This is a genomic window from Lentzea albida, from assembly GCF_900111005.1.
Taxonomy (GTDB): Bacteria; Actinomycetota; Actinomycetes; order Mycobacteriales; family Pseudonocardiaceae; genus Lentzea; species Lentzea albida.
The window spans coordinates 296,242-320,371 of sequence record NZ_FOFV01000008.1; the positions used below are offsets into that span (position 1 = coordinate 296,242).

General features: G+C 68.2%; 22 protein-coding genes and 1 tRNA gene. 13 read left to right on the top strand and 10 right to left on the bottom strand.

Translation table 11 applies throughout. The features are described from left to right. Window positions 1-21 precede the first annotated feature (21 nt). Genes BMY74_RS21995 through BMY74_RS22005 form a run of 3 tightly spaced genes read left to right on the top strand, consistent with a single transcriptional unit; the run spans window position 22 to window position 2,985 of the window. A complete protein-coding gene (locus BMY74_RS21995; protein WP_089919139.1) occupies window positions 22-1,596 on the top strand; it encodes a replication initiator in 1,575 nt (524 codons plus the stop codon). A 16-nt stretch (window positions 1,597-1,612) separates the two neighbouring features. Next, window positions 1,613-1,807: a helix-turn-helix domain-containing protein gene (locus BMY74_RS22000; protein ID WP_089918871.1), complete on the top strand. Its 195-nt coding sequence runs from the start codon at window positions 1,613-1,615 to the stop codon at window positions 1,805-1,807. Continuing rightward, a complete protein-coding gene (locus BMY74_RS22005; RefSeq protein WP_089918873.1) occupies window positions 1,807-2,985 on the top strand; it encodes a site-specific integrase in 1,179 nt (392 codons plus the stop codon). Before BMY74_RS22000 ends, BMY74_RS22005 begins: the two co-directional genes overlap by 1 nt. 78 nt (window positions 2,986-3,063) lie before the next feature. Here the strand turns inward: BMY74_RS22005 and BMY74_RS22010 are convergent. Beyond that, a tRNA-Lys gene (locus BMY74_RS22010) sits at window positions 3,064-3,139 on the bottom strand. A gap of 185 nt (window positions 3,140-3,324) precedes the next feature. Between BMY74_RS22010 and BMY74_RS22015 the strand changes: the two genes are divergently transcribed. The 3 genes from BMY74_RS22015 (at window position 3,325) to BMY74_RS22025 (ending at window position 6,641) form a co-directional block, all read left to right on the top strand. Next, window positions 3,325-4,398 (top strand): aldo/keto reductase, encoded by a 1,074-nt coding sequence (locus tag BMY74_RS22015; protein ID WP_089918875.1) that lies wholly within the window; start codon window positions 3,325-3,327, stop codon window positions 4,396-4,398. A 99-nt stretch (window positions 4,399-4,497) separates the two neighbouring features. Further along, window positions 4,498-5,622 (top strand): serine hydrolase domain-containing protein, encoded by a 1,125-nt coding sequence (locus tag BMY74_RS22020; protein ID WP_089918877.1) that lies wholly within the window; start codon window positions 4,498-4,500, stop codon window positions 5,620-5,622. Continuing rightward, the gene (locus BMY74_RS22025) at window positions 5,619-6,641 is read left to right on the top strand and encodes a serine hydrolase domain-containing protein (RefSeq protein ID WP_177229859.1); all 1,023 of its coding nucleotides are present in this window, start codon (window positions 5,619-5,621) and stop codon (window positions 6,639-6,641) included. The genes BMY74_RS22020 and BMY74_RS22025 overlap by 4 nt, the downstream gene beginning before the upstream one ends. A 6-nt stretch (window positions 6,642-6,647) precedes the next feature. Here the strand turns inward: BMY74_RS22025 and BMY74_RS22030 are convergent, their stop codons facing one another. Further along, a complete protein-coding gene (locus BMY74_RS22030; protein WP_089918880.1) occupies window positions 6,648-7,556 on the bottom strand; it encodes a CobW family GTP-binding protein in 909 nt (302 codons plus the stop codon). Window positions 7,557-7,567: 11 nt separating this feature from the next. Then, complete coding sequence (locus BMY74_RS22035; protein WP_089918882.1) at window positions 7,568-8,365, bottom strand: LLM class F420-dependent oxidoreductase; 798 nt, start codon at window positions 8,363-8,365, stop codon at window positions 7,568-7,570. A 92-nt stretch (window positions 8,366-8,457) separates the two neighbouring features. On the opposite strand from BMY74_RS22035, the gene BMY74_RS22040 reads away from it, so the two are divergent. Genes BMY74_RS22040 through BMY74_RS22050 form a run of 3 tightly spaced genes read left to right on the top strand, consistent with a single transcriptional unit; the run spans window position 8,458 to window position 15,334 of the window. Further along, the gene (locus BMY74_RS22040) at window positions 8,458-8,985 is read left to right on the top strand and encodes a hypothetical protein (protein ID WP_089919141.1); all 528 of its coding nucleotides are present in this window, start codon (window positions 8,458-8,460) and stop codon (window positions 8,983-8,985) included. A gap of 2 nt (window positions 8,986-8,987) precedes the next feature. Next, complete coding sequence (locus BMY74_RS22045; RefSeq protein WP_245786283.1) at window positions 8,988-10,913, top strand: flotillin family protein; 1,926 nt, start codon at window positions 8,988-8,990, stop codon at window positions 10,911-10,913. Beyond that, entirely contained in the window at window positions 10,910-15,334 is a 4,425-nt protein-coding gene (locus BMY74_RS22050; RefSeq protein ID WP_089918884.1) for a DNA repair ATPase, read from the top strand. Before BMY74_RS22045 ends, BMY74_RS22050 begins: the two co-directional genes overlap by 4 nt. Here the strand turns inward: BMY74_RS22050 and BMY74_RS45155 are convergent. Both BMY74_RS45155 and BMY74_RS22055 read right to left on the bottom strand, forming a co-directional pair. After that, the gene (locus BMY74_RS45155) at window positions 15,324-15,812 is read right to left on the bottom strand and encodes a hypothetical protein (protein ID WP_177229860.1); all 489 of its coding nucleotides are present in this window, start codon (window positions 15,810-15,812) and stop codon (window positions 15,324-15,326) included. The two genes, BMY74_RS22050 and BMY74_RS45155, sit on opposite strands and share 11 nt — an antisense overlap. 86 nt (window positions 15,813-15,898) lie before the next feature. Continuing rightward, entirely contained in the window at window positions 15,899-16,309 is a 411-nt protein-coding gene (locus BMY74_RS22055) for a PPOX class F420-dependent oxidoreductase (protein ID WP_089918886.1), read from the bottom strand. Between BMY74_RS22055 and BMY74_RS22060 the strand changes: the two genes are divergently transcribed. Next, a complete protein-coding gene (locus BMY74_RS22060) occupies window positions 16,308-17,156 on the top strand; it encodes an oxygenase MpaB family protein (RefSeq protein WP_245786284.1) in 849 nt (282 codons plus the stop codon). The genes BMY74_RS22055 and BMY74_RS22060 overlap by 2 nt on opposite strands. 82 nt (window positions 17,157-17,238) lie before the next feature. Further along, window positions 17,239-18,054 carry a glutamate ABC transporter substrate-binding protein gene (locus BMY74_RS22065; protein ID WP_089919144.1) on the top strand — a complete coding sequence of 272 codons (816 nt, stop codon included), beginning with the start codon at window positions 17,239-17,241 and terminating at the stop codon, window positions 18,052-18,054. A 159-nt stretch (window positions 18,055-18,213) separates the two neighbouring features. Here the strand turns inward: BMY74_RS22065 and BMY74_RS22070 are convergent, their stop codons facing one another. Beyond that, window positions 18,214-19,386 (bottom strand): L,D-transpeptidase, encoded by a 1,173-nt coding sequence (locus tag BMY74_RS22070; RefSeq protein ID WP_089918888.1) that lies wholly within the window; start codon window positions 19,384-19,386, stop codon window positions 18,214-18,216. 311 nt (window positions 19,387-19,697) lie between these two features. Here BMY74_RS22070 and BMY74_RS22075 point away from each other — a divergent pair, with 311 nt between their 5' ends. Continuing rightward, window positions 19,698-19,901 carry a cold-shock protein gene (locus BMY74_RS22075; RefSeq protein WP_030477903.1) on the top strand — a complete coding sequence of 68 codons (204 nt, stop codon included), beginning with the start codon at window positions 19,698-19,700 and terminating at the stop codon, window positions 19,899-19,901. An 86-nt stretch (window positions 19,902-19,987) separates the two neighbouring features. Here BMY74_RS22075 and BMY74_RS22080 read toward each other — a convergent pair whose 3' ends face one another. From BMY74_RS22080 to BMY74_RS22095, 4 genes are all read right to left on the bottom strand, one after another. Continuing rightward, a complete protein-coding gene (locus BMY74_RS22080; protein WP_089918890.1) occupies window positions 19,988-20,293 on the bottom strand; it encodes a hypothetical protein in 306 nt (101 codons plus the stop codon). 651 nt (window positions 20,294-20,944) lie between these two features. Beyond that, the gene (locus tag BMY74_RS22085; RefSeq protein ID WP_089918891.1) at window positions 20,945-23,128 is read right to left on the bottom strand and encodes a heavy metal translocating P-type ATPase; all 2,184 of its coding nucleotides are present in this window, start codon (window positions 23,126-23,128) and stop codon (window positions 20,945-20,947) included. Beyond that, window positions 23,128-23,334: a heavy-metal-associated domain-containing protein gene (locus BMY74_RS22090; RefSeq protein ID WP_089918894.1), complete on the bottom strand. Its 207-nt coding sequence runs from the start codon at window positions 23,332-23,334 to the stop codon at window positions 23,128-23,130. The genes BMY74_RS22085 and BMY74_RS22090 overlap by 1 nt, the downstream gene beginning before the upstream one ends. Window positions 23,335-23,389: 55 nt before the next feature. Beyond that, entirely contained in the window at window positions 23,390-23,650 is a 261-nt protein-coding gene (locus BMY74_RS22095) for a hypothetical protein (protein ID WP_089918896.1), read from the bottom strand. A 151-nt stretch (window positions 23,651-23,801) separates the two neighbouring features. Here BMY74_RS22095 and BMY74_RS22100 point away from each other — a divergent pair, with 151 nt between their 5' ends. After that, the gene (locus tag BMY74_RS22100; RefSeq protein WP_089918898.1) at window positions 23,802-24,047 is read left to right on the top strand and encodes a hypothetical protein; all 246 of its coding nucleotides are present in this window, start codon (window positions 23,802-23,804) and stop codon (window positions 24,045-24,047) included. Window positions 24,048-24,130: the final 83 nt, after the last annotated feature.

Consider the following 24,130-nt stretch of genomic DNA (forward strand, 5'->3'; position numbering starts at 1 on the left):
TACCTGACTCGCTCGGAGCGGATGAAGCAGCCGGCCGCGCTCGACATCGCTCGTGCCGTTGCTGAGGAGCACGGCGTCTGCGTCCGGCCGTTGGCCAAGGAGCGGATCGACCTCGACACCGGACGCGTGGACATCGTCCCGGTGCCGTGCGGCTCGACCGTCGCGAGTGTCTGCCCCACCTGCGCTGAGAAGAACCGGCGTCTGCGGATGGCGCAGTGTCGCGAGGGATGGCACCTGACGGAGGAGCCCGACTTCACGCCGGACGCTCCGAACGACGATCAGCGGGAGCTGACCGCCTATCGGGCTGATCTCGTGAAGGCCTTCCGCTTGGCCCTCGATGAGGGTGACGAGGTCGGAGCCGAAGAGGTCCGGGAGGAGGTCGCGGAGGTCGACGCCGAACTTCGGCAACTCGGAGTCCGCGGTTCGCTCCCCTCTCTGGAAGTGCCGCTCAAGGCAGCTCGGAAGCGGTCGACCAGGCGGCGGCAGGACGCGCCCAACCTGCCTCGGCGGCCGGTCAGCAAGCGCACGGTCGGGAAGGTCTTCGGGGGCAAGTACCAGCCCTCGACGTTCCTCACGCTGACGCTCGATACCTACGGCAAGGTGCGCAGCGACGGCACGCCCGTTGATCCGGGGACCTACAACTACCGGCGTGCGGCTCGGGACGCGGTGCACTTCGCGGCCCTGCTCGATCGGTTCGTCCAGAACCTTCGGCGCTGTGTCGGCTGGGAGGTCCAGTACTTCTCGACGGTCGAGCCGCAGAGGCGGTTGGCTCCGCACTGGCACGCGGCGGTTCGGGGCTCGATCTCGCGGGCGGAGCTGCGGGCGGTCGCTGAAGCTACGTACCACCAGGTCTGGTGGCCTGAGCATGACGAGATCAAGTACGGCGGTGACAACCTGCCGGTGTGGGACGTCCGGGCCAAGGGCTTCGTTGATCCGCAGACGCGGAAGGCCCTGCCTAACTGGGAAGACGCGCTCGACCAGGTGGAGCGGCCCGCACACGTCGCGCGGTTCGGGGCGCAGGTGCACTCCAAGGGCATCCTCGGCGGGACCGAAGAGGCCGGCCGTCACATCGGATACCTGACGAAGTACCTCACGAAGAGCATCAACGAGTGCTTTGAGGCGCAGACGGCCCGCCAGGAGGACCACGCCGAACGCCTGTGCGCTGAGCTCGCGGTCACGCCCTGCTCGCCGAACTGCCCGATCTGGCTGCTCTACGGCGTCCAGCCTCGGGGAGCGCGGCTGTCCACGGTGCCTGGCAAGTGCAAGGGGAAGGCGCACAAGCGGACCACGCTCGGGGTGGCTGGGCGACGGGTGCTCGTGTCGCGGAAGTGGTCGGGGAAGTCGCTCGCCGACCACAAGCACGACCGGAAGACGTTCGTTCGGCAACTGCTTGCGGAAGTCGGGATCAAGCCCGAGGACCAGCCTCAACGGGTCGTCTGGAACAACGTCGAGCCCGGCGATCCGAACGTGCCGCCTCGAGCACATCTGCTCTTGAGTGCTGTCGCTGAGCGGCGGAGGTGGAAGGCCGAATACACGGCCGCGTTGCTCGCATCTGCCGGACCTCCGGGAAGTTCGGCAACTTCGCAGGCTGCTTGATCAAAGGGGGAACATCATGGAGACACACCAGTTCGAGCCACTGTGGACAGTCAGCGACGTTGCGGCCTACCTGAACGTCCCGGTCCACACGCTCTACGGCTGGAGGACCAAGAACTACGGCCCGCCCGCACGGCGCTTGGGGAAGCACCTGCGGTACCTGCCGTCCGAGGTGCGGAGCTGGTTCGAGCACCTGCTTGAGGGGGCGGCCTGATGGCTCGTCCGCCGCTCGACATCGGCACGTACGGCAAGATTCGTTGCAGTCAAACGGAGTCCGGCTGGGTAGCCGTCGCGAACTACCGCGATTTCGACGGTAAGACGCGGCCGGTGCTTCGGAGGGGGAAGACCAAGCCTGAGGCTGAGCGGAGGCTCAAGAAGGCGCTCGCTGAGCGCAAAGGCCCGTCGGGAGACTCGTTGACGCCGGACAGTCGGTTCAAGGACGCGCTCGAAGCGTGGCAGGTGAAGTTTCAGAAGCTCGTGGACATGGGCAAGCGGTCGCCTAGCAGCCTCGATACCTACCGGAGCATCCTCGGCCGGCATGTCCTTCCGGGTCTCGGTGAGCTGCGGATTCGTGAGATGACGGTCGCCCGGATCGATGCGTTCCTGGGCGCGCTGTGGAGGTCGGTCGGCGTCGACAGCGCCAAGACGGCGCGCTCGGTGATCTCGGGTGCTCTGCGGATCGCTGTGCGGGATCGGGCGCTCGACACGAACCCTGTCCGGGACACGGACCCGCTGGAGAGCGGTCGGAAGAAGAGCCCGAGGGCGCTCACGCGGGAGGAGCGCCTGTTGTGGCTGGAGATGCTGGAGTCCGACCCGGCGGCGGTTCGGAAGGACCTGCCTGACCTGTCGCGATTCATGATGGCCACGGGCGTGCGGATCGGTGAGGCGCTGGCCGTCTACTGGGACGACGTCGACTTCGAGGCTGGAACGGTCGACGTGAACTACACGGTCATCCGGGCGGCTGGGCTCGGGCTGATCAGGAAGTCGACCAAGACGGAGGCGGGCGAGCGGACCCTCCCGCTGCCCAGGTGGGCGCTCGACATGTTGTGGCGGCGTCGTGCGGCCACGCTGTTCCCGAACGGGCCGGTCTTCCCGAACAGCCTGGGTGGCCTGCGGGACCCGTCCAACACCCGCAGGGACATCCGGAAGGCTCGCGGAGGGGAAGAGTTCGCCTGGGTGACCTCGCACGTGTTCCGCAAGACGGCGGCCACCATCCTCGATGAGGCGGGGCTCTCCGCGAGGGTCGTCGCGGACCAGCTCGGACACGCTCGGCCGTCCATGACCCAGGACACCTACCTCGCCCGGAAGGCGGTCGATCGGAAGGCGGCTGACGCACTGGAAGGGGCACTCGACCGGCCTGAGCAGGGCGAACCCAAGAAGCGCGCAGATTGAGAGTCAGGGAGTAAAGCGCATCAAAGGCGTATCAGTGATCTTCCAAAGCGAAACCCCCAGGCCTGTGACCTGGGGGTTTGGTGGGCCGCCAGGGACTCGAACCCTGAACCCGAAGATTAAAAGTCTCCTGCTCTGCCAATTGAGCTAGCAGCCCTCGCCGGGACAGCCTACCGATCTCCACCCCCGCATGTCCTCCGGGTTGCCAACCTCACGGTCACGGCCCCCAATCCACCCACCCAGAGAGGATCAGGCAAGAACCCAGCTGGATCGTCGTACCGCCCCGACCCCCAGAACGCTGGAATTGGAGGCACAACAAGACGACCAGAAGGAGCCAAGACGATGCCGCTCGACCACTACGTCACCCTGGGCCGCTCCGGCCTCCGCGTCAGCCCGTTCGCCCTCGGCGCGATGACCTTCGGTGAGGACCCCGGGGCCGCCGGCGCGAGTGTCGAGGAGTCCGAGAAGATCCTGCGCACCTACCTCGACCGCGGCGGGAACTTCGTCGACACGGCCAACTTCTACACCAACGGGCACTCGGAGAAGATCCTCGGCGACTTCTTCAGGAGCAACGGTGGCCGGGATCGGGTGGTGCTGGCCTCCAAGTTCTTCTTCAACATGCACCCCGGTGACCCGAACGGTGGTGGGGCCGGGCGGCGCTCCATTCGCAGGCAGCTCGAGCAGACGCTCCGGCGTTTGCAGACCGACCACCTCGACCTCTACTGGATGCACAACTGGGATCGGAACACCCCCGTCGAGGAGACGATGCGGGTCCTCGACGACCTGGTGGGATCGGGCAAGGTGGGGTACATCGGGTTCTCGAACGTGCCCGCTTGGGTGACTGCGCAGGCCCAGACGATGGCCGTCCTCAACGGCTGGACGCCGCTGATCGCGCTGCAGGTCGAGTACTCGTTGCTGGCGCGGACGGTGGAGGGGGAGGTCGCGCCGCTGGCCAGGGACGCGGGCATGGCGCTGGTGCCTTGGAGTCCGCTCAAGAACGGGTTCCTGAGCGGCAAGTACCGGCGGGACGTGCAGGTCGCGGACTCGGAGCGGGCGAAGTTCGTCGACCCGCCGACGGAGGACGAGTTCAAGGTCATCGACGTCGTTACGGCCATCGCGGACGAGACCGGAACGACTGCTGCCGCGGTGTCGCTGGCCTGGTTGCGGCAGCGTGAGGGGACCGTGGTGCCGATCATCGGGGCGCGGAAGCTGGAGCACCTCGAGAGCAACCTCGAGGAGGTGACGCTCACCGCAGAACAGCTCGCGACCCTCGACGCCGTGTCGCGGCCTGACCTCAACTACCCCGCGAACCTCCACGGCGAGTTGCGGGCCATGTTGCAGTTCGCCGGCACGACGGTGGACGGCGAACACTCCGCGATCTACCCGCCGCTGCTGCAGAGCAGCGTCCGGTACTGAGGTAGAGCCTGCTCCACCTCGAGAACGGAAGTGTGCGCGACTGCGCAGAGGCCCCCGGAAGCGGAAATCTGTCCTCACCACGGCAAGGGGAGGCACAGGATGAAGAAGACGCTGGTAGGCGTGCTGGCGGCGGCCATGCTGTTCACCGGAGCGGGAACGGTCATGGCCGCGCCGGCGGGCAACGTGCAGAAGCAGCTCGACGGGCTCACGAAGGAGCACGGGTTCCCGGCGGCGCTCGGCACGACGACCGAGACCAACGGCAGGGCCACGGCCTACACGTCGGGCACGGCCGAGCTCGGGAAGCGGACGCCGGTGCCGAAGAACGGGCAGGTGCGTGCCGGCTCCAACACCAAGGCGTTCGTCGCGGTGGCGGTCATGCAGCTGGTGGCGGAGAAGAAGGTCGAGCTCGACAAGCCGATCAACCACTACCTGCCCGGCGCGGTGAAGGACGACCGGATCACGGTCCGCCAGCTGCTGAACCACACCAGCGGCCTCGCCAACTACACGGGCTACCTGGGGCTCGAGAAGTTCGAGGAGGTGCGGCACCGCTACTTCGAGCCGCGCGAGCTGCTCGACGTCGGCAACGCGAACCCCGTCACGAACGAGCCGGGTGAGAAGTTCAAGTACAGCAACACGAACTACGTGCTGCTCGGTCTGCTGGTCCAGAAGGTCACCGGACGGCCGGTCGCGGAGGTGGTCGAGAACCGGGTGATCAAGAAGGCCGGGCTCAAGGACACCTACTGGCCCGGTGTCGGTGACGAGACGATCCGCGGCAAGCACCCGAAGGGGTACTCGAAGACCGGCAACGGGATCGAGGACGTCACCGAGATGGACCCGAGCTGGGGCTGGGCCGCCGGCCAGATCATCTCGACGACCAAGGACCTCAACTCCTTCTACCGCGCGCTGCTGAAGGGCGAGCTGGTGCCGCAGGCGCAGGTCCAGGAGATGCAGAAGACCGTCGACACCGCCGGTGAGATGTGGCCGGGTGCTCGGTACGGGCTCGGGATCGCCAGCTCGCCGCTGTCCTGCGGTGGGGTCTCCTGGGGCCACGGCGGGGACATCCACGGCTTCGAGACGCGGGGTGGCGTCACGGAATCCGGCAGGGCCTTCACGATCGCCGTCACGGCGCTGCCCGGTACTTTCCAGGACACGCCTGAGGAAGCCGGCAAGGCGCACGACGCTGTTCTGGCCACTGTGGACGCTGCCCTGTGCGGTGCCAAGTGATCGCCGTGGCGGCGCTGACCGCGCTCACCCTGCTCGTGCCCCAGCAACTCGACCAGATCGTCCAGGAGAAGTCGCCCGGGGTCGAGGCCCACGTCAACGGCCAGAACCTCGCGCGGGGCAACGCACCGGTCAACGGGCAGGTGCGGATCGGCAGCATCACCAAGTCGTTCGTGGCCGTCGCGACGCTGAAGCTGGTGGCGGAGAACAAGGTCGAGCTGGACGGGCCCGCGAACAGGTACGTGCCGCACATCAAGGACGGCCGCATCACCGTGCGCCAGGTCCTGCAGCACACCAGCGGCCTGCCGGACTACGTGGTCGACGTCGGGGTGCCGAAGATCGCGGACATCCGGAACAGGTACTTCGCGCCGCACGACCTGCTGGACGTCGCGCTGGCCAAGGCGCCGAGCTTCCAGCCGGGCGAGAAGTACGAGTACAGCAACACGAACTACGTCGTCGCCGGCCTGCTGATCCAGAAGGTGACGGGACGCCCGGTCGGCGAGGCGATCGACGAGGTCGTCAAGCAGGCCGGTCTGAAGGACACCTACTGGCCGAACCAGGGCGAGCAGCGCATCCGCGGCCGCCACGCGCAGGCCTTCGCGCTGAGCGACCTGCTCGACCCGAAGTCGCAGGTCGTCGACGCGACCGACATCGAGACGTCGGCGGCGTGGGCGTCCGGCGCGATGGTGTCCACGCCCAGCGACGTGGCCAAGTTCTTCAGGACGCTCCTCAACGGCGGCCTGCTCGCGAAGCCGCAGCTCGACGAGATGCGCAGGACCGTCGCGATCGACGAGAAGAGCGCCTACGGGCTCGGCCTGGAGAGCACCAAGCTGAGCTGCGGCGGGGTCTGGTGGGGGCACGGCGGGTCGATCCACGGCTGGGCGTCGTTCGGCGGTGCGACCGACGGCGGCAGGTACGCGGCGATGACGATCACCGCGCTGCCGGGGACGTTCGGTGACGACCCGATGCGGAAGTTCCAGCGGATGTACGACGTGATGGACACCGCGCTCTGCAAGAGGTAGCGAAGATCAGCGGGCGTACCGGAGCACCCAGAGCATGTCCTGCTCGGTGACCGGTCCGTCCGCTTCGCACGCCATCAGCCAGTCCGTCAGCGCCTCCGGATCGATGCCCGCCCCGATCAGCACCAGCTGCGTCGGGGCGTCGTCGACGGGTTCGAAGGACACGTAGGCGCCGACGGTGTGCAGCATGAACGTGCCGAGCGGGAACCGCACGAAACCCTTGGCGCGGAACAACCCCTCGGGCCGCGCCGCGAGGAAGTCCATGAACAGCTTGGGGTGCAACGGCTCCGCGGACTCGAACGACACGCTGTCGTACGAGGCGTGCGCGTGCGTCGAGTGGTCGTCCAGGTCGTCGAACGACAGCTGCCGCGGCCCCAGGTCCGGCGGGCGCACCTCGAACAGCAACGCCGGGTCGATCTGCCCGTACGTCACCGGCACGACCGGCGCGGAGCAGGGCAACGACGGCGGCGACGGAACGCGGTCGACCTTGTTCAGCACCACCAGGTCGGCCAGCGCGAGATCGCGTTCCAGGTGCGGCACGGCGTCGAGCTCCACCGCGTCGACCACGTAGATCAGCCCGCCGTACGAGACCCCGGGCGCCTGCAGCACCATCCGCACCATCGCCGCAGGCTCGGCCAGACCGGACGCCTCGATCACGATGACGTCCAGGTCGGCCGAGGCCAGCTTCGAGAGCATCCCGTCCAGTTCGGTGCCGTCGACCGCGCAGCACAGGCAGCCGTTCGACAGCGACACCATCGAATCGACCTGGGCGGACACGGCGAACGCGTCGATGTTGATCCGCCCGAAGTCGTTCACCACGACGCCGATCCGCGTGCCGCCGGACGTGCGCAGCAGGTGGTTGAGCAGGGTGGTCTTGCCGGAACCGAGGAAGCCGGCGAGCACGACTACGGGGATCACGACGTCCGAGGCTAGCCGGTGAACTCGGCGTACCTCTCCAGCACCTCGTCCACCGTGCCGTCGAACAGCGGCGGGTAGATCACCAGCTCGTCGACGCCGAGGTCCTCGTACTCCCGCACGACCGGCGCCGTCAGCGGGACCTGCGCGGACACGCTGATCCGGAACCCGTCGGGGCGGGAGGGGAAACGCGCGAGGTGGCCGCGGATCTCGTCGGGGGTGCCGATGCCGAACCACCCCTGCGCACGCGTCACGGCCCGACGGAACGCCGCGGGGCTGTGCCCGCCGACGACCACCCGCACGTTCGACGGCCGGGGATGGGCGTCGACCCCGGAGAACGACACGAACCTGCCCGCGAACGACGGCGCGTCCGCGTGCCAGAGCTGGTCCATCGCGTCCAGGTACTCGTCGGTGCGGGCGCCCCGGTCGGCGAACGACGCCCCGACCGCGGTCATCTCCGGTTCGAGGTAGCCCGCGCCGACGCCGAGCGTGAACCGTCCGCCGCTGAGCAGGTCGAGCGACGCGACCTGCTTCGCGAGCACCACCGGGTTGCGCTGCGGCAGGACCACGATCCCGGTCGCCAGCTCGAGGGTGGACGTGACCGCCGCCACGAAACCCAGGTGGGTCAGCGGATCGAGGAACACCGTGTCCGGTTCGGACGGTGACGGGTCCACGCGCGGCGACGGCAGCACCACGTGATCGGACGCCCACCACGAGCTGTAGCCGAGCGATTCGGCCAGTCGGGCGAGCCGTCGCGTCTCGTCCGGCCTCGCCGCGTCACCGACGTTGAGTCCCTGCACCCCGATGTCCATGACCGCGCCAACCATCGATTTCCATCGATCATTCCCGAAAGTGCAACGAAACGGCCGGTCGGCGCATCAGAATGACGAGAAGGGGGGCGATGATGACCGAGTTCCTGGCTGCCGCGCTGGCGTTTCCGACAGTGGTGTTCAGCTTCCTGTTGCTCTTGGTGCTGGCGTACTGGCTGACCGTGGCGCTGGTGGGCCTGGACTTCGACGCCCCGGTGATGCCGGTCTCGATCTCGATCTTCGTCGTGATCACGTGGTTCGCGGCACTGGTCGGCACGGTGCTCACTCCCGAGGGCAAGCTCCGGTACGCGATCCTCGCCGGGGCCCTGCTCGTGGGCGCGCTCGTCACCAGGATCCTTCTCATCCCGGTCAAGAGGTGGACGAAACCGGAGAAACCGGCGTCCCGCAACGACTTCGTGGGCCGCACCGCGATCGTGCGGACGGCCAGGGTCACCGAGCAGTACGGGCAGGCCGAGGTGACCGCCGACGACGGCGGTACGGCGGTCGTTCAGGTGCGAGCGGCGCAGAGCACCGAACTCAGAGCGGGACAGACCGCGTTGATCTTCGACTACGACGCAGACGGCGAGTTCTTCTGGGTCGTGGACATCACCACAGGGGGCTGAACATGGGTGCGATCTCCACAGGGTTGATCGTGCTGATCGCCGTGATCGCGGTAGTGCTGATCCTGGCACTGATCACGCTGAGCAGACTTTTCAAGAAGTGCGAGCAGGGCAAGGCGCTCATCGTCTCGAAGATGCGCAAGGTCGACGTGACCTTCACTGGCACCGTCGTGCTCCCGGTGCTACACCGCTGCGAGACGATGGACATCTCGGTGAAGACCATCGAGATCCGCAGGGCCGGCAACGAGGGCCTGATCTGCAAGGACAACATCCGCGCCGACATCCGCATCACGTTCTTCGTGCGGGTCAACAAGACCGTCGAGGACGTCATCAAGGTCGCGCAGGCGATCGGCACCGAGCGCGCGAGCCACGAGCAGACGCTGCAGGAGCTGTTCAACGCCAAGTTCTCCGAGGCGCTCAAGACCGTCGGCAAGCAGCTCGACTTCGTGGACCTCTACACCCACCGCGACGAGTTCCGCGACCGGATCGTGCAGGTCATCGGCACCGACCTCAACGGCTACAGCCTCGAGGACGCGGCCATCGACTACCTGGAGCAGACGCCGCTCAAGCAGCTCGACCCCGCGAACATCCTGGACGCGCAGGGCATCCGCAAGATCACCGAGCTGACCGCGATCGAGCACGTCAAAACCAACGAGTTCACCCGCAACGAGGAGAAGGAGATCACGCGCCAGAACGTCAGCGCGCGTGAGGCGATCCTCGAGCTCGAACGCCGCCAGGCCGACGCGGAGATCAAGCAGAAGCGCGAGATCGAGACCGCCCGCGCGCAGCAGGAGGCGGAGACGCAGAAGGTGCAGGCCGAGGAACGCCTCAAGGCCAACACCGCGTTCATCCGCACCGAGGAGCAGCTCGGCATCCAGACCGAGAACAAGGCCCGCGAGATCGCCGTCGCCGAGAAGAACCGCGAGCGCGTGATCGCCGTCGAGACCGAGCGCATCGAGAAGGACCGCCTGCTGGAGGTCATCGCCCGCGAGCGCGAGACCTCGCTCCGCATGATCGAGAAGGACAAGGAGCTCGAGCACGAGCGCCGCGCGATCGCCGACCTGGTGCGCGAGCGCGTCGCCGTCGAGAAGACGGTGGCCGAGCAGGAGGAGAACATCAAGCGCCTGCGCGCGGTCGAGGAGGCCGAGCGCGAGCGCCAGCAGATCGTGATCATGGCCGAGGCCGAGGCGCAGCAGTCGCTCGTCAAGGACATCAAGGCCGCCGAGGCCGCGGAACAGGCCGCGCAGCACAAGGCCCGCGAGGCCGTCGTGCTCGCCGAGTCGCGCCAGCAGGCCGCCGACCTCGACGCGCGCGCCAAGATCCGCCTCGCCGAGGGCACGCAGGCCGAGGCCGCGGCGAAGGGCCTGGCCGAGGCGCTCGTCAAGGAACGGGACGCCGTCGCGTCCGAGGCGCTGGGCCGCGCCGAGGCCGTCGTGGACCGCGAGAAGGCGCTCGCCGACGCCGAGGGCATCAAGGAACGCCTCAAGGGCGAGGCGGAAGGCCTGTCGCACAAGGCCGAGGCCATGGCCGCGCTCGACACCGCGACCCGCGAGCACGAGGAGTACCGCCTGCGGCTCGAAGCCGAGAAGGAGATCCGCCTCAAGGGCATCGACGTGCAGCGCCAGGTCGCCGAGGCCCAGGCCATGGTCCTCGCGGCCGGCCTGGAGAAGGCCGACATCGACATCGTCGGCGGCGACACGATGTTCTTCGACAAGATCGCCGCGTCCATCACGGCGGGCAAGCAGGTCGACAGCTTCGTCGGCAACTCCGACGTCGTGCAGGCGCTGGGCAGCAGGTGGATGGACGGCACGAACAACTTCCCGGAGGACCTGACCAAGATCCTCAGCTCGTTCACGACCGGTGACGCGCAGAACATCGCCGCGGCGATCGCGCTGACCCAGATGGCCAAGAACAACGGCCAGAACGCATGACGGCTCTCGACGCCGGCACTTACGAGGTGCTGCGGGCGAGGCTGGCCGAGCAGGCCGCCGAGCTCGCCCGCAGCACCGAGGCGCTGAACGACCAGCGCGTCGAGACCTTCGGCAGCACGGCCCTCGAACTCGTCGCCACCGAACGCATCCGCACCGAGAACAACTGCGTGCCCCGCGACATCGTCGCGCTCGGCGACGTGATGCTGTTCGGCTACAACGTCTTCATGGGCCTCAAGCCCGAGACCAAGGTCGGCGACGTCTTCGCGGCGCACGGCAGGGACTTCGCCGCGGTCGAGGCGGAGTTCCTGCGGGACCACAGGTTCCTCAACGACTTCGCCGAGCTGTACCGCTACTACCGCGAGACGCGGCTGCTCCAGCTGCGCATCGTCGAGCAGCGGCTGCTCGCGGTGTTCCAGACCGGCGTGCGGATCGAGGACATCCACGTCCTGCGCTGGGACGTGAAGGTCGACGGCACCGTCACCTACGTCGACAACCGGGGCGACCGCGACCACGTCTTCCCGCCCTCGCACGACTTCAGGTGGGTCGAGACGACCCGCGAGCAGCACGTGCTCGGCCGGCACCCGCACATCGCGATCGACGGCGAGGTCTTCGTCGAGACGGTCGGCGGCACGCTGACCGTCAAGGTCGAGAACAACACCGAGTCCGGCGAGGGCGTCTACGAAGAGCCCGTCGACGAGCCGTTGCAGAGCCTCGCGGACGCCGAGATCCACTACGCCCGCGTCGGCCCGCTGATCCTGCTCAAGATCCTGCCGTACAAGGAGACGGTCTGGCGGCACCTGGTCTTCAACACCCGCACCAAGGTCGTCACCAGGCTCGACGGCATCGGCCAGGCGTGTCAGCGGCTGCCGGAGGACCAGGGGATCATCTTCCCCGGCGGCTACTACCTCGTCACGGGCGCGGACAAGACGTTCGACGTCGACACCGACGAGCTGGAGTTCGAACGGGTCGTCAAGTCCGCGAACGGCGAGGACGTGCTGTTCGTCTACCACGCCCGCCGCGAGGGTCGCAGCCTCCTGCTGCCCTACAACGTGATCCGCAAGGAGGTCGCCACCCCGATCACGTGCCACGGCTACTCGCTCTTCGCCGACGGCACGCTGGTGGTCTTCCGCGCGACCGGCTCCGACCCGGTGCGCGTGCACCCGATGCAGGTCTGGCGCACGCCGTTCATGGCCGACGAGACCCTGCCGGACCAGGCGGGCCCGCTCGCCCGCATCGGCAACGCCGAGCTCGTCCGCGGCATCTCGGACTGCCTGTCCATCACCAGGATGAGCGCCGAGACGACCCCGAGCGCGCCGGTGTTCGAGGGCTTGATCGCCCTGTGCACCAGGGTGGTCGACAGCGTCTTCTGGCTCGACGAGCTGGGGCTCAAGCAGGACGTCCTCGCCGTCCGGGCCACCGCCGAGCAGGTGCTGGACGAGTTCGAGGCCGTCCGCACGCTCACCGAGCACGCCGCGCAGCAACTGCACGAGGCCGCGGAGAAGCTGGCCAGCCTCATCCGACTGGCCAGGTCGGCGGCTCCCCGAAGCGCAGACGAGTGGGTCCGCCTGCTCGCCGACCTCAGGTCCGCCCAGGGCCGCCTGATCACCCTCAAAGACCTCAAGTACGTCGATCTGGAGGAGATCGACCGGCGAGAGGCCGAACTGGTCGAGGAGCTCGGCGCGTCCGCACGCCGGGCCGTCGCGTTCCTCAGCGGTGAGAACGCGTTCGCCCGGTACCACGAGGAGATCGAGCAGATCGCGGCCGCGGAGCTGAAGACCGCGGCCGAGGCCGGGCCGTTGCGCGAACGGCTGGCGCAGCAGCAGACCGGCCTGGAGGTGCTGACCGAGGTAGTCAGCACGCTCGACGCCGCCGACACCACGACCCGCACGCAGATCCTCGCGAGCATCGGCGAGGTGCTGGCCGCGGTCAACCGCGCGCGGGCCACTGTGGACGGTCGCAGGGCGCAGCTCGCGAACGCCGAGGGCCGCGCCGAGTTCGCCGCGGAGTTCGCGTTGCTCGGCCAGGCCATCACGGGAGCGCTCTCGGTCGCCGACACCCCGCAGCGCTGCGACGACCAGCTCGGACGACTCCTGCTGCAGCTGGAGAACCTGGAGTCGCGCTTCGGCGAGTTCGACGACTTCCTGGCCCAGGTCGGTGCCAAGCGCACGGACGTCTACGAGGCGTTCTCCGCCCGCAAGCAGACCCTGCTCGACGAACGGGCGCGCAAGTCCGACCGGCTCGTGCAGTCGGCGGAACGGGTGCTCGGCACGATCCGCCGCCGCCTCGCCAAGCTGACCTCGACCGACGAGATCAACACCTACTTCGCCGGCGACCCGATGGTCGCGAAGGTCCGCGCGGTCGCCGAGCAGCTCAGGGAGCTCGGCGACGTCAGGGCCGACGAGCTCGACGCGAGTCTGCGCGACGCCAGGCAAGAGGGAGGCCGGGCGCTGCGCGACCGGGCCGATCTGTACGACGGCGCGTCGATCGTGCTCGGTCGCCACCGCTTCCCGGTGACGACCGAGCCGATGAACCTCACGCTGGTTCCACGCGACGGCAGGCTGTTCTACGCGGTCACCGGCACCGACTACCGCAGTGAGGTCACCGATCCCGGGTTCGCCGACACCAGGGGTTTCTGGGACCAGCTGCTCGTCTCGGAGACGCAGGACGTCTACCGGTCCGAGCACCTTGCCGGGTGCCTGCTGGCGGAGGGCCGCACGGACGTCGTGAACGCCGCCGCGGAACGCTACGACGAAGGCTACGAGAAGGGCGTCCACGACCACGACGCCGAGAAGATCCTCGCTGTCCTGCAACGACTCCACGCCGGCGCCGGACTGCTCCGGTACCTGCCCGCGGCGAGGGCGGAGGCCCAGCTCTTCTGGGCAGGGCAAGGAGAAGACCAACGCGCGGTGTGGGCGCGCAAGGCCGAGTCGCTGGCCCGTGCCCGCACGATCTTCGGTGGCACGCACGGGATCCCGGAACTGACGAGCCAGTTCGGCATCGGCGACCTGGCCGCCGAGTACCTGTTCGAGGAACTGGCCTGCGAGCCCCGGGGGTTCGTCACGAGCAAGGCCGCCCGCGCGGTGATCGACAGGTTCCGCGCGGTCGTCAGCGAGGAGCTCTACGACCGCGACCGCGACCTGATCGAGGCGTGGCTGAAGGCGTTCTTGAAGGACGAGGACTGCCCGGAGTTCCCCGAGGTCGTCGCGGTCCTGGTCACCGACCTGCCGCGCTACGACTCCAGCGCGTCGCTGACCGAGACCGTCACCGGCCTGCTCGGCGTGCACCCGCGCGTGCACAACCAGTCGATGGACCTGCGCCTGGACGAGACCCTCACCAGGTTGCGCAGGTTCAACACCGACCAGGTGCCCGCTTTCCGCGCCTACCAACGCCGTCGCGACGAGCTGCTGGCGGAGGAACGGCGCAGGCTCCGGCTCGACGAGTACCAGCCCGCGGTGCTGAACACCTTCGTGCGCAACAGGTTGCTGAACGAGGTCTACCTGCCGTTGATCGGCGACAACCTCAGCAAGCAGCTGAACGACGGCACCGGCCTGCTGATGCTGATCTCCCCGCCCGGCTACGGCAAGACGACGCTGATCGAGTACGTCGCGAACCGACTGGGCATGGTGTTCGTCAAGGTCAACGGCCCTGCGCTGGGTACGGGCGTCACCTCGCTCGACCCGGAGGAGGCGCCGAACGCCACCGCGCGCCAGGAGGTCGAGCGCATCAACTTCGCGTTCGCCCTGGGCAGCAACGTCCTGCTGCACCTCGACGACATCCAGCACACCTCACCGGAGCTGCTGCAGAAGTTCATCTCGCTGTGCGACGCCCAACGCCGGATCGACGGCGTCTGGGACGGTGAGCCGCGCACGTTCGACCTGCGCGGCAAGCGCTTCGCGGTGTCGATGGCCGGAAACCCGTACACCGAGACCGGTCGTGCGTTCCGCGTGCCGGACATGCTCGCGAACCGCGCGGACGTGTGGAACCTCGGTGACGTGCTGTCCGGTCGCGACGCGCTGTTCGCGTTGAGCTACCTGGAGAACGCGTCCGGCTCGAACCCGACGCTGGGCGGTGTCGACGTGGAACCGTTGGTGCGCCTGGCGAACGGCGAGAGCGTCCGGCACGAGTACGAGACCGTCGAGCTGGAGAGGATGCTGTCGGTGGTCCGCAAGCTGCAACGGGTCCAGGAGGTCGTGCTGAAGGTCAACCAGGCCTACATCGCGTCCGCGGCGGATCCGTCCGGGCAGCCGTTCCTGTTGCAGGGCAGCTACCGCAACATGAACAGGATGGCGGCGCGGATCGTGCCGGCGATGAACGACGCCGAGGTCGAGGCGTTGATCGACGACCACTACCTCGGTGAGGCGCAGCTGCTCGGCTCGCTGGCGGAGACGAACCTGGCGAGGTTGCGCGAGCTCAAGGCCTGATCCCCTTGTCGCACTTCAGCTGAAGAGGCCTGCCGTCCGGCCCGCGCAGGTCGGCGGGCTTCAGGTCGTACTCCTTTAGGAGGTCGCACAACGCCTCGTCGAGCGGCAACCGCAGGCAGCGCTCGAGCTCCTCGCCGAGGAGGCTCGAGTCACAGCGCAACATGTCCAGCAGATCGGGCTTGGACTGCCCGGGAGGTAAGTGTCCCGGTGGCGGCGGCCGGTGGTCGGGCCGGTGCCGGGGCGGCGGGTCCTGCCCCGGCGGCGGGGGCGGAGGAGGCGGTGGCGGCCGGTGGGCGCCGATCGCGGAGACCGTGGTCGTGGCCGTCGCGGTGATGACCTCGGGTGACGGGGGCGGCGGTGCCACCAGGCGGATGTCGACCGGCTTGTCCGGGGGTGCCGCCAGCAACGCCGCGATGAGGGCAGCGCCCATCACCGCGGCCGCGGCTGAGAAGTAGCCGCGGCGTCTGACACCAGTCATCGCTTCCGCTCCCCAGGTTCCGCCTGCCCGGTAGCCGCCGTCCCCGTGGAATCGTCCTGCCCGGTAACCGTGTTACCGAATGCTCATCAGCCGGTCTTATCGGGTCCCGCGCCGGTCAGGGCGATGCGCAGGACCACGCGCTGCTCGCGTTGCATCGCGGCCCGGTAGTCGTTCCAGTCCGAGTGCTCGCCGGAGATCGTCCGGTAGTACTTCACCAGCAGGTCCATCGCGTCGGGCAGCGGCACGACCGTCGCCGTTCCGTTGATCTGGATCCAGCGCCCGAAGAAGCTGTCCGGCAGCACGCACAGCGACACGTTCGGATCGCGCTGCACCTGCTTCGTCTTGTACGCCGTCGCCCGTGTGGAGACGAGCACGTCCCCGTTGTCGTCCAACGCGACGAGCACCGGCGACATGGCCGGCGTGCCGTCCGACTTGAGCGCGCAGAACACCGCGCGGTGCTGGCTGCGGAGCACTTCCCGTGCCTGGTCCAGTTCCATGGTCTTCATCCTGGTGACGCGGGACGATGTCCGCATGCCGGATCCGAACTCCGTCAGCTGGCAGATGCACGCGGACCCGACGATGTGGATCGCCGGGATCGCGAGCCTCTACCTGCAGGCGTTGCACCCCCAGGCCGTCGCGGGGGTCGTGCAGAACTCCAACTTCCAGGCCGACCCGCTCGGCAGGCTCAAGCGCACGGCCGATTTCGTCGGTCTGGGCGTCTACGGCACCGACGAGGAGATCGCCACCGCCTCGGCACGCGTGCGCGCCACCCACCGCAGCCTGCGGGGCGTCGTGGACGGGCGGTCGTTCCGCGTCGACGAACCCGAACTGTTGTTGTGGGTGCATTGCTCGGAGGTTTACTGCTTCGAAACAGTTCTCGACCGGGCGGGGTACGGCCTGTCCGACCGCCAGAAGGACCGTTACTACGAAGAGCAGCGCTTCGCGGCGAGTTTGGTCGGATTGCACCCGGATGAAGTACCGGGATCACGGCGCGAGATCCTCGGTTACTTCGAGCGGATGCGTCCTGTTTTGCGTCGAACACACGATTCAGATGTGATCTACACCTTCTTGCACGGACCACCCGTGCAAGGTTTCGTCCGCCACGGGCTCCCGGTCTACCGCGTGCTGGTGGGCCACCTGGCGTACTCCGTGCTGCCCGATTGGGCCCTGGAGCTGCACGGCCGCCCGCCTTACGCGCACGCGGACCTCTGGTTGCGAATGATGCGCCGAGCTGCGCTTTTGGTGCCGGGCAAGATCAGGAGACTGGCTCCTCCCGGCCACCTGAAGCGCGCGATCGAACGGCACGGAAAGCATGTGACGCCCAGTCGAGCGCGGCTGCCGTAGTTGTCATACGTCACAGTTGATCATCGCCGCAGGTCCGTAGCATGGCGCACGACTCCACAACACCCTTGGAAGGCCTGTCGTGATCCGTCGTGCCGCGCTCCTGACTGCCGTTGCGGTGTTGGCCACCGCCTGTGGGAGCGGTGACACCACCACAGTCATCGGACGTGCTGACTCCGGGAAGCTGACCATCGGCATCCGCTACGACCAGCCGGGCCTGAGCGAGCGCCGCCTCGACGGCCGGTACGTCGGCTTCGACGTGGACGTCGCCAGGTACGTGGCGAACGAGCTCGGTGTGAAGGAAAGCGGCATCACCTTCAAGGAGGCGCGCGGCGCCGCCCGCGAGTCGATGCTGGAGAACGGCGAGGCGGACCTGATCATCGCCTCGTACTCGATCACCGACGCCCGCAAGGAGAAGGTGGCCTTCGCCGGCCCGTACTTCGAGACGGGCCAGGGCATCCTGGTGCGCTTCACCGAGAACGCCATCCAGGGACCGGAGTCGCTGAACGGCCGCACGCTGTGCTCGGTCAAGGGCTCCACCTCCGCGCAGAAGGTGAAGGCGGACTACTCGAAGGGCGTGACGCTCGAGGAGTACGGCCAGTACTCCGACTGCGTGATCGCTCTCATGGCGGGCAACGTCGACGCCGTCACGACCGACGAGGTCATCCTCGCCGGGTTCGCCGCGGAGAACCCCGAGCTGCTCAAGCTCGTCGGCAAGACGTTCTCCAAGGAGCGCTACGGCATCGGAGTGCCGAAGGGCGACGCCGAGTCGCGTGACGCCGTCAACGAGGCCATCGAGAAGATGATTTCGAGCGGTGAGTGGAAGCGGGCCCTCGAACGCAACGTCGGTCCGTCGGGTTACGAGATCCCGCAGCCACCCCAGATCACCGAGAAGAGCTAGCGGCGCGTCGCAGAACGTTGGCGAGGTGATCCACGCTCAGCAGGGTGCCTCGCGGCACCGCCCCCACGCCCCCGTACCACCAGTACGAGGACGTGGGGGCGGCACCACGATGCATCCGTCTGACCGCGAATTCCCCCGGCAACGTTCTGCGCCACACCGCTAGTTCGTGGCGGCGGACTTGGCGGTCCAGTCCGCCCAGTCCACGGTCCACTGCCAGTAGTCGCCGGGAGCCGGCCCGTTCGGGTCGGCCTGGCCGAGCTGCACCGAGGAACCCACGACCTCGACCGGGTCACCGACCATCGTCAGGTCGAAGAAGATCCTGGCGTTGGGGCCGGACAGGTTCGCGCACCCGTGCGACACGTTCTCCTTGCCCTGCTGGGGGATCGTGCCGTTGTTCTCGTGCACGAACTCGCCGTTCTGCGAGATCAGCACCGCCCAGGTGACCGGCACGTCGTAGTTGTACGTGGTGCTCTTCATCCTCCGTGAGGCTTCCTTCTGCTGCACCACGTGGATGCCGGACCGGGTGACGCGGCCGGGGTCGCTCTCCAGGCCGTACGACGCAGGCAGGTCGTGCAGCAGCACGCCGTCGCGGTAGATCTCGAACCGCTTGGTCTGCGTGTTCGCCTTGGCCACCAACGCCCTGTCGGCGATCTTGAACTGCACGTGCACGTCGTCCGCGCCGAACGCGCCGCCCCCCAGCGGCACGCCGTAGACGCCCGCGTCGACCGTGACCTCGGTACCGGGCTTCCAGTACTCACGCGGCCGCCAGTGCGCCTCGGTGTCGGACAGCCACGCCCACGAGCCCTCGGTCGGCACGGAGGTCGTGACGGTCATGGCTTTCTGCGCCGATGCCTTGTCCTGCACGGGTGCGGAGAACTTGACCCGGATCGGCATCGCGATGCCGTAGGTCTGGTGGTCGCCGACGTTGAGGGAGGCGTTCACGAGCCGCTGCGGCTTGACCGTGCGGAACGAACCGGTGACCGGCACCTCGGCGCCGTCCTCGCCCTTGGCCGTGCCCGACCACGTGTAGGCCTTGTTGTAACCCAGGTTCTCGGTGGCGATCCACCGGCCGGCGGTGAGCTCCCCCTTCACCACCCGACCGTCGGCACCCGTCAGGGCGACGGCCATCAGAGATCCGCCGGTCACGCCGACCTCGAACGGACCCGCCGGGCTGATCTCCTCACCCGATGCGGGCGTCACCGTCAGTGCGGCCTTCGCCTTCTGCTCCACGACCGGAGCAGAGGACGACGGCGGTGCGTCGGGTGCGGCGCTGCAGGCGGTCAAACCCAGCAGCAGAGCCAAAACCAGTGGCCTGAACACGTGCTCCCCCATGATCCCCTCGTCTGTTGCTCATGAAGACGCGTGGGGCGTGAGCACGTTGCTCGGCACTTTGCGATCACCCACCCGGACCAGCGGGTTTCCCCCTATTGAGGCACCCAACTGGCCGGTGATGACCTGTAGTGCTATGACCAATCACACGTTAGGCTGACCCGCGCAGGCCGTGGTTTCTGTGTTCGTGCTTCACACGCTCGCGGAACGACACGCGGGCGTGCGGTGCGCTCTAAGCGAGTTTGCCGAACGCCCCCGGGACGGCCGGGGTTGCACGGTGCAGCCCCAAGCTTTCCTGCGATGGAGGCAGGTTCATGGCACAGGGCACTGTCAAGTGGTTCAACTCCGAAAAGGGCTTCGGCTTCATCGCCCAGGACAACGGCGGCGCTGACGTCTTCGTCCACTACTCGGAGATCCAGGGTCAGGGCTTCCGCACCCTGGAGGAGAACCAGCGCGTGGAGTTCGAGGTCGGCCAGGGCACCAAGGGTCCGCAGGCCCAGAACGTCCGCGCGGTCTGAAAGTCTGTTGCAAAGCCGCAATTGAGCCGTACGTGAGAAGGACCCTCGACCGGGCTCGGTCGAGGGTCCTTCTTCGTTCGCTGGATCTAGTGGCCGCGCTGCCGCGCTTCCCACTCCAGGCGCTGCATGACCCACTCCGTGGCGAGAGCCTGCGGCGAGGTCTGGCGCTCGGCGGCGAGCTCCTTGAGCTGCTCGTTGGCCATGAGCTGCAGCCTCAGCTGGTACACCTGCGAGCTGCCGAAACCCGACGCGGTGGTCTCGTTGTCCGAGTCCGGGGCCAGGGCAGCCAGGTACGAGGTCAGCTCCTCGTCGGGCGACGTCGCTTCGACCTGCGGTTCGTCCGCGGGACGATGACGGCCGGACTTGGAGCGTCCGAGGGATCCGATAGGCACCGGAACACGATAACGGCTAGGTCACAGAACCCAAACCCCTGTGACCCGGGTCACCCCAAGGTGTAAATGCCTGCTACTCACAGTGGATCTCGGGCGCCGCGGGGAACACACCGCACACGGCAGGGGCGCGTGGGTGGGACGTCGGGGTGTCGCATGAGTGGGTAAGGCGAGGTGACGGCGCGATGGCAAGGGTGGAGGCGGCGAGAGTGGGGGACGGGGTCGGGGCGCGCCAGTGGGAACGGCGTGGGTGAGCGCGGCGAGAGCGGAGACGCCAACAGCGGCGAGGCGTCGTGAGAGCGGCGTGATGGTGGCGACGTGAGCCTGTTGAGGCCGGCCAACGCCAACGCCGAAGGCGAGGCAACACCGAAGGCGAGCCGGGACACCCGCGCAGACCGCAGAACCGATGGGGGTCCGGGGGCGTGCCCCCGGCTGGGGGTCTGGGGGGCTCGGCCCCCCAGAAGACGCTCCGAACTCCCGACGACGGCGAAGGGCGAAGCCCGAGCAGGCGTCGGGAGAGCGGAGGAGGCCCCCGCGCCAGGGGGAGGAACGCGGGGGCCGGAGGGGATCTCCACAGGCGCTGACCGGGGGTGTGTCAGCTTTTGGATTGTTGCACGCGCACGCGCTCGTTGGGGAGTGTTCGCCACGAGATTCTTATGCTGCCGATGGACGGAAACCCCGTAGTCGCAAGCTGTTGGTAACAACGAACACGCTGCTGAAGGCCATCGCGGCCCCCGCGATCATGGGGTTGAGCAACCCGAGCGCCGCGAGCGGGAGTCCAGCGACGTTGTAGGCGAACGCCCAGAAGAGGTTCCCCTTGATCGTGCCCAACGTCTTGCGGGACAACCGAATGGCGTCCGCCGCGACGCGCAGGTCGCCGCGGACGAGGGTGAGGTCGCTCGCCTCGATGGCCACGTCGGTGCCGGTTCCCATGGCCAGCCCCAGATCTGCGGTGGCGAGGGCCGGCGCGTCGTTCACGCCGTCGCCGACCATGGCGACAACTCGGCCCTGTGCCTGGAGATTCCGGATCGCGGCGACTTTCCCGGCGGGCATGACGTCGGCGATGACCTCGGAGATGCCGACCTCGTCCGCCACGGCGGCGGCCACCGCGGCGTTGTCGCCGGTCAGCAGGACCGGGCGGAGGCCGAGTTCCTTGAGTTCTCGGATCGCTTGTGCGGACGTGGGTTTGACGACGTCCGACACGGCAACGATTCCGACAACCTTGTCATCAAAGGAAACCGCGACAACAGTCCGAGTTGTGTGGGCGGCCGTACCCGCACGAAGTTCCTCGGGAAGCTCTGCGTTGCGCACGCGGCCGACCGCGACGCGCCGGTCTTCGACCAGGCCGCTGACGCCCACGCCGTCGGTGGAGGCGAAGTCCGCGACAGGCGGCACGTCGTCCGCGGCGCGCACGATGGCCGCGCCGATGGGATGTTCGGACGCGTTCTCCACGGCCGCCGCGAACCGCAGCACCTCGTCGCGGGACACGCCGGCGACGGGCACGACGTCGACCACGGTCAGCCGTCCTGAAGTGACGGTGCCGGTCTTGTCCAGCACGACGGTGTCGACCCGCCGCGTCGACTCGAGCACCTCGGGGCCCTTCACCAGGATGCCGAGCTGCGCGCCGCGGCCGGTGCCCACGAGCAACGCCGTGGGGGTGGCGAGTCCCAGGGCACACGGGCAGGCGATCACGAGCACGGCCACGGCCGTCGTCACCGCGAACTCCAGCGGGCGTCCGGCGAGCAGCCAGGCGCCGAACGACGCCAGCGCGATCAGCACGACGACCGGGACGAAGACGGACGACACCCGATCCGCGAGGCGCTGCACCTCCGCCTTGCCCGCCTGGGCCTGCTCGACGAGCCGGGCCATCCGCGCGAGTTGCGTGTCCGCGCCGACCGACGACGCCTCGACGACGAGCCTCCCGCCCGCGTTGACCGTGCCGCCGACGACCGGATCGCCCTCGCCGACCTCGACCGGCACCGATTCTCCGGTGACCATCGAGCGGTCCACGGCCGAACTGCCCTCGACCACTAGGCCGTCCGTGGCGATGCGCTCACCCGGACGGACCACGAACCGCGAACCGACCCTCAGCTGGCCGACGGGCACGCGGGTCTCGACGCCGTCGCGCAGCACCGCCACGTCCTTGGCGCCGAGCGCGAGCAACGCCCGCAGGGCCACGCCCGCACTGCGCTTCGACCGGGCCTCCAGCCAGCGGCCGAGCAGCACGAACACGGTCACGCCGACCGCGACCTCGAGGTAGATTTCGCCGGAGGTGGTGGGACGCGGCATCAGGCTGAACTCGTGGCGCATGCCGATGACGCCGGCCTCGCCGAAGAACAACGCGTAAAGCGACCACACGTACGAGACCAAGACGCCCATCGACACGAGGGTGTCCATGGTGGTGGTGCCGTGCCGTGCGTTCACGAACGCGGCGCGGTGGAACGGCCATCCGCACACCAGCACGACCATGCTCGCCAGCACCATGGACACCCACTGCCACGTGGGGAACTGCCAGGCCGGGACCATCGAGAATACGATCACCGGCACGCCGAGCGCGGCGGCCAGCACCACCCTCAGGCCCAGCTCGTCGGCCTCGTCGTCCTCGGGAGCCTCCGGCCGGGGCTCCTCCGCGTCGTAGCCCGCCGCCCGCACGGTCGACACGAGGTCGCCCACCTGCAGGTTGTCCGGGAACTGAACGCTGGCCCTCTCGGTCGCGTAGTTCACGGTGGCGGAGACGCCGTCGAGCTTGTTCAGCTTGCGTTCGACGCGGTTCGCACACGAAGCGCACGTCATGCCGCTGATGCTGAGCTCGACGTGACGAGGCTCGGTCGTGGTCATCAGGCGACCTTGTACCCCGCCTCGGTCACGGCGGCGACGACCTCGTCGCGACCGAGCTCGCGGTCGCTGGTGACGGTCACCGCGCCGGTCTCCAGGACGACGTCGACGGCGGTGACGCCGGCGACCTCGGTCAGCTCCTCGGTGACGGAGCTGACGCAGTGGCCGCAGGTCATGCCGGTGACGGTGTAGGTGGCAGTGACGGACATGAGAGCCCTTTCTCTGTACGGGGCTCCGAGTCTATACCCCCCTGGGGTACGCGATCTACTCAGGACTCTCGGGTTTGGGCTGGTCCAGGTTCTGGAGGTCGCCCTCGATCTTGTTGACCAGGTCGTCGAGGCCTTCGAGCATCTTGTCGAGCTCGGCCAGCCTGGCGCCGAACGAGGACTCGATGTCGGCCTCGATGGTGTTCAGGTCGATGCCGCTGATCGCCCTGAAGATCGCCTCCTGGTCGACGGCGGGAGGTGTCTGGGAGGCGTTTTGGCCCTCTGCTTCGGGGGAAGGCTCCGGCGTGGGGTCGGTCATGGATCCATCATCCCCGGTCGGTTTCCCACGAGGCACGCGCCGCACCTGTACGGAAAGTAACGCTGGGTGGCGGTGGAATCACTCTGCGGGGGGCTGCGGCCGTTGTCCCAGGTCGCTTAGCCTCGCCACACCTCAAGTCGGGGAGGGTGCTATGAGCGGGTCACTGGAAGTGCGGAAGTTCCTGTTCACACAGGACGACGGCATGTCACGTCAGGGCGGGCCCACCGTGCCGGCCCAACGCAACGGAGAGCCCTCGCGGATCTCCGACGACCAGGTCCACCGGGCGAGGCTCGCGGTCGCGCGCAGTGCCCTGGGAACCGAGGACTGCCGGATGCTGCTGGACATGCTCGGTCTGTCACCGGGCGAGGACGGCGGCACTCCTCCGGTCCAGCGGTGAAGCGGAAGCGGCCCTGACTCCAGACGCGCACCCCCCGGAGCGCGTCCGCAGAACAGGGCCGCAGGCCGAAACATACCCACGGG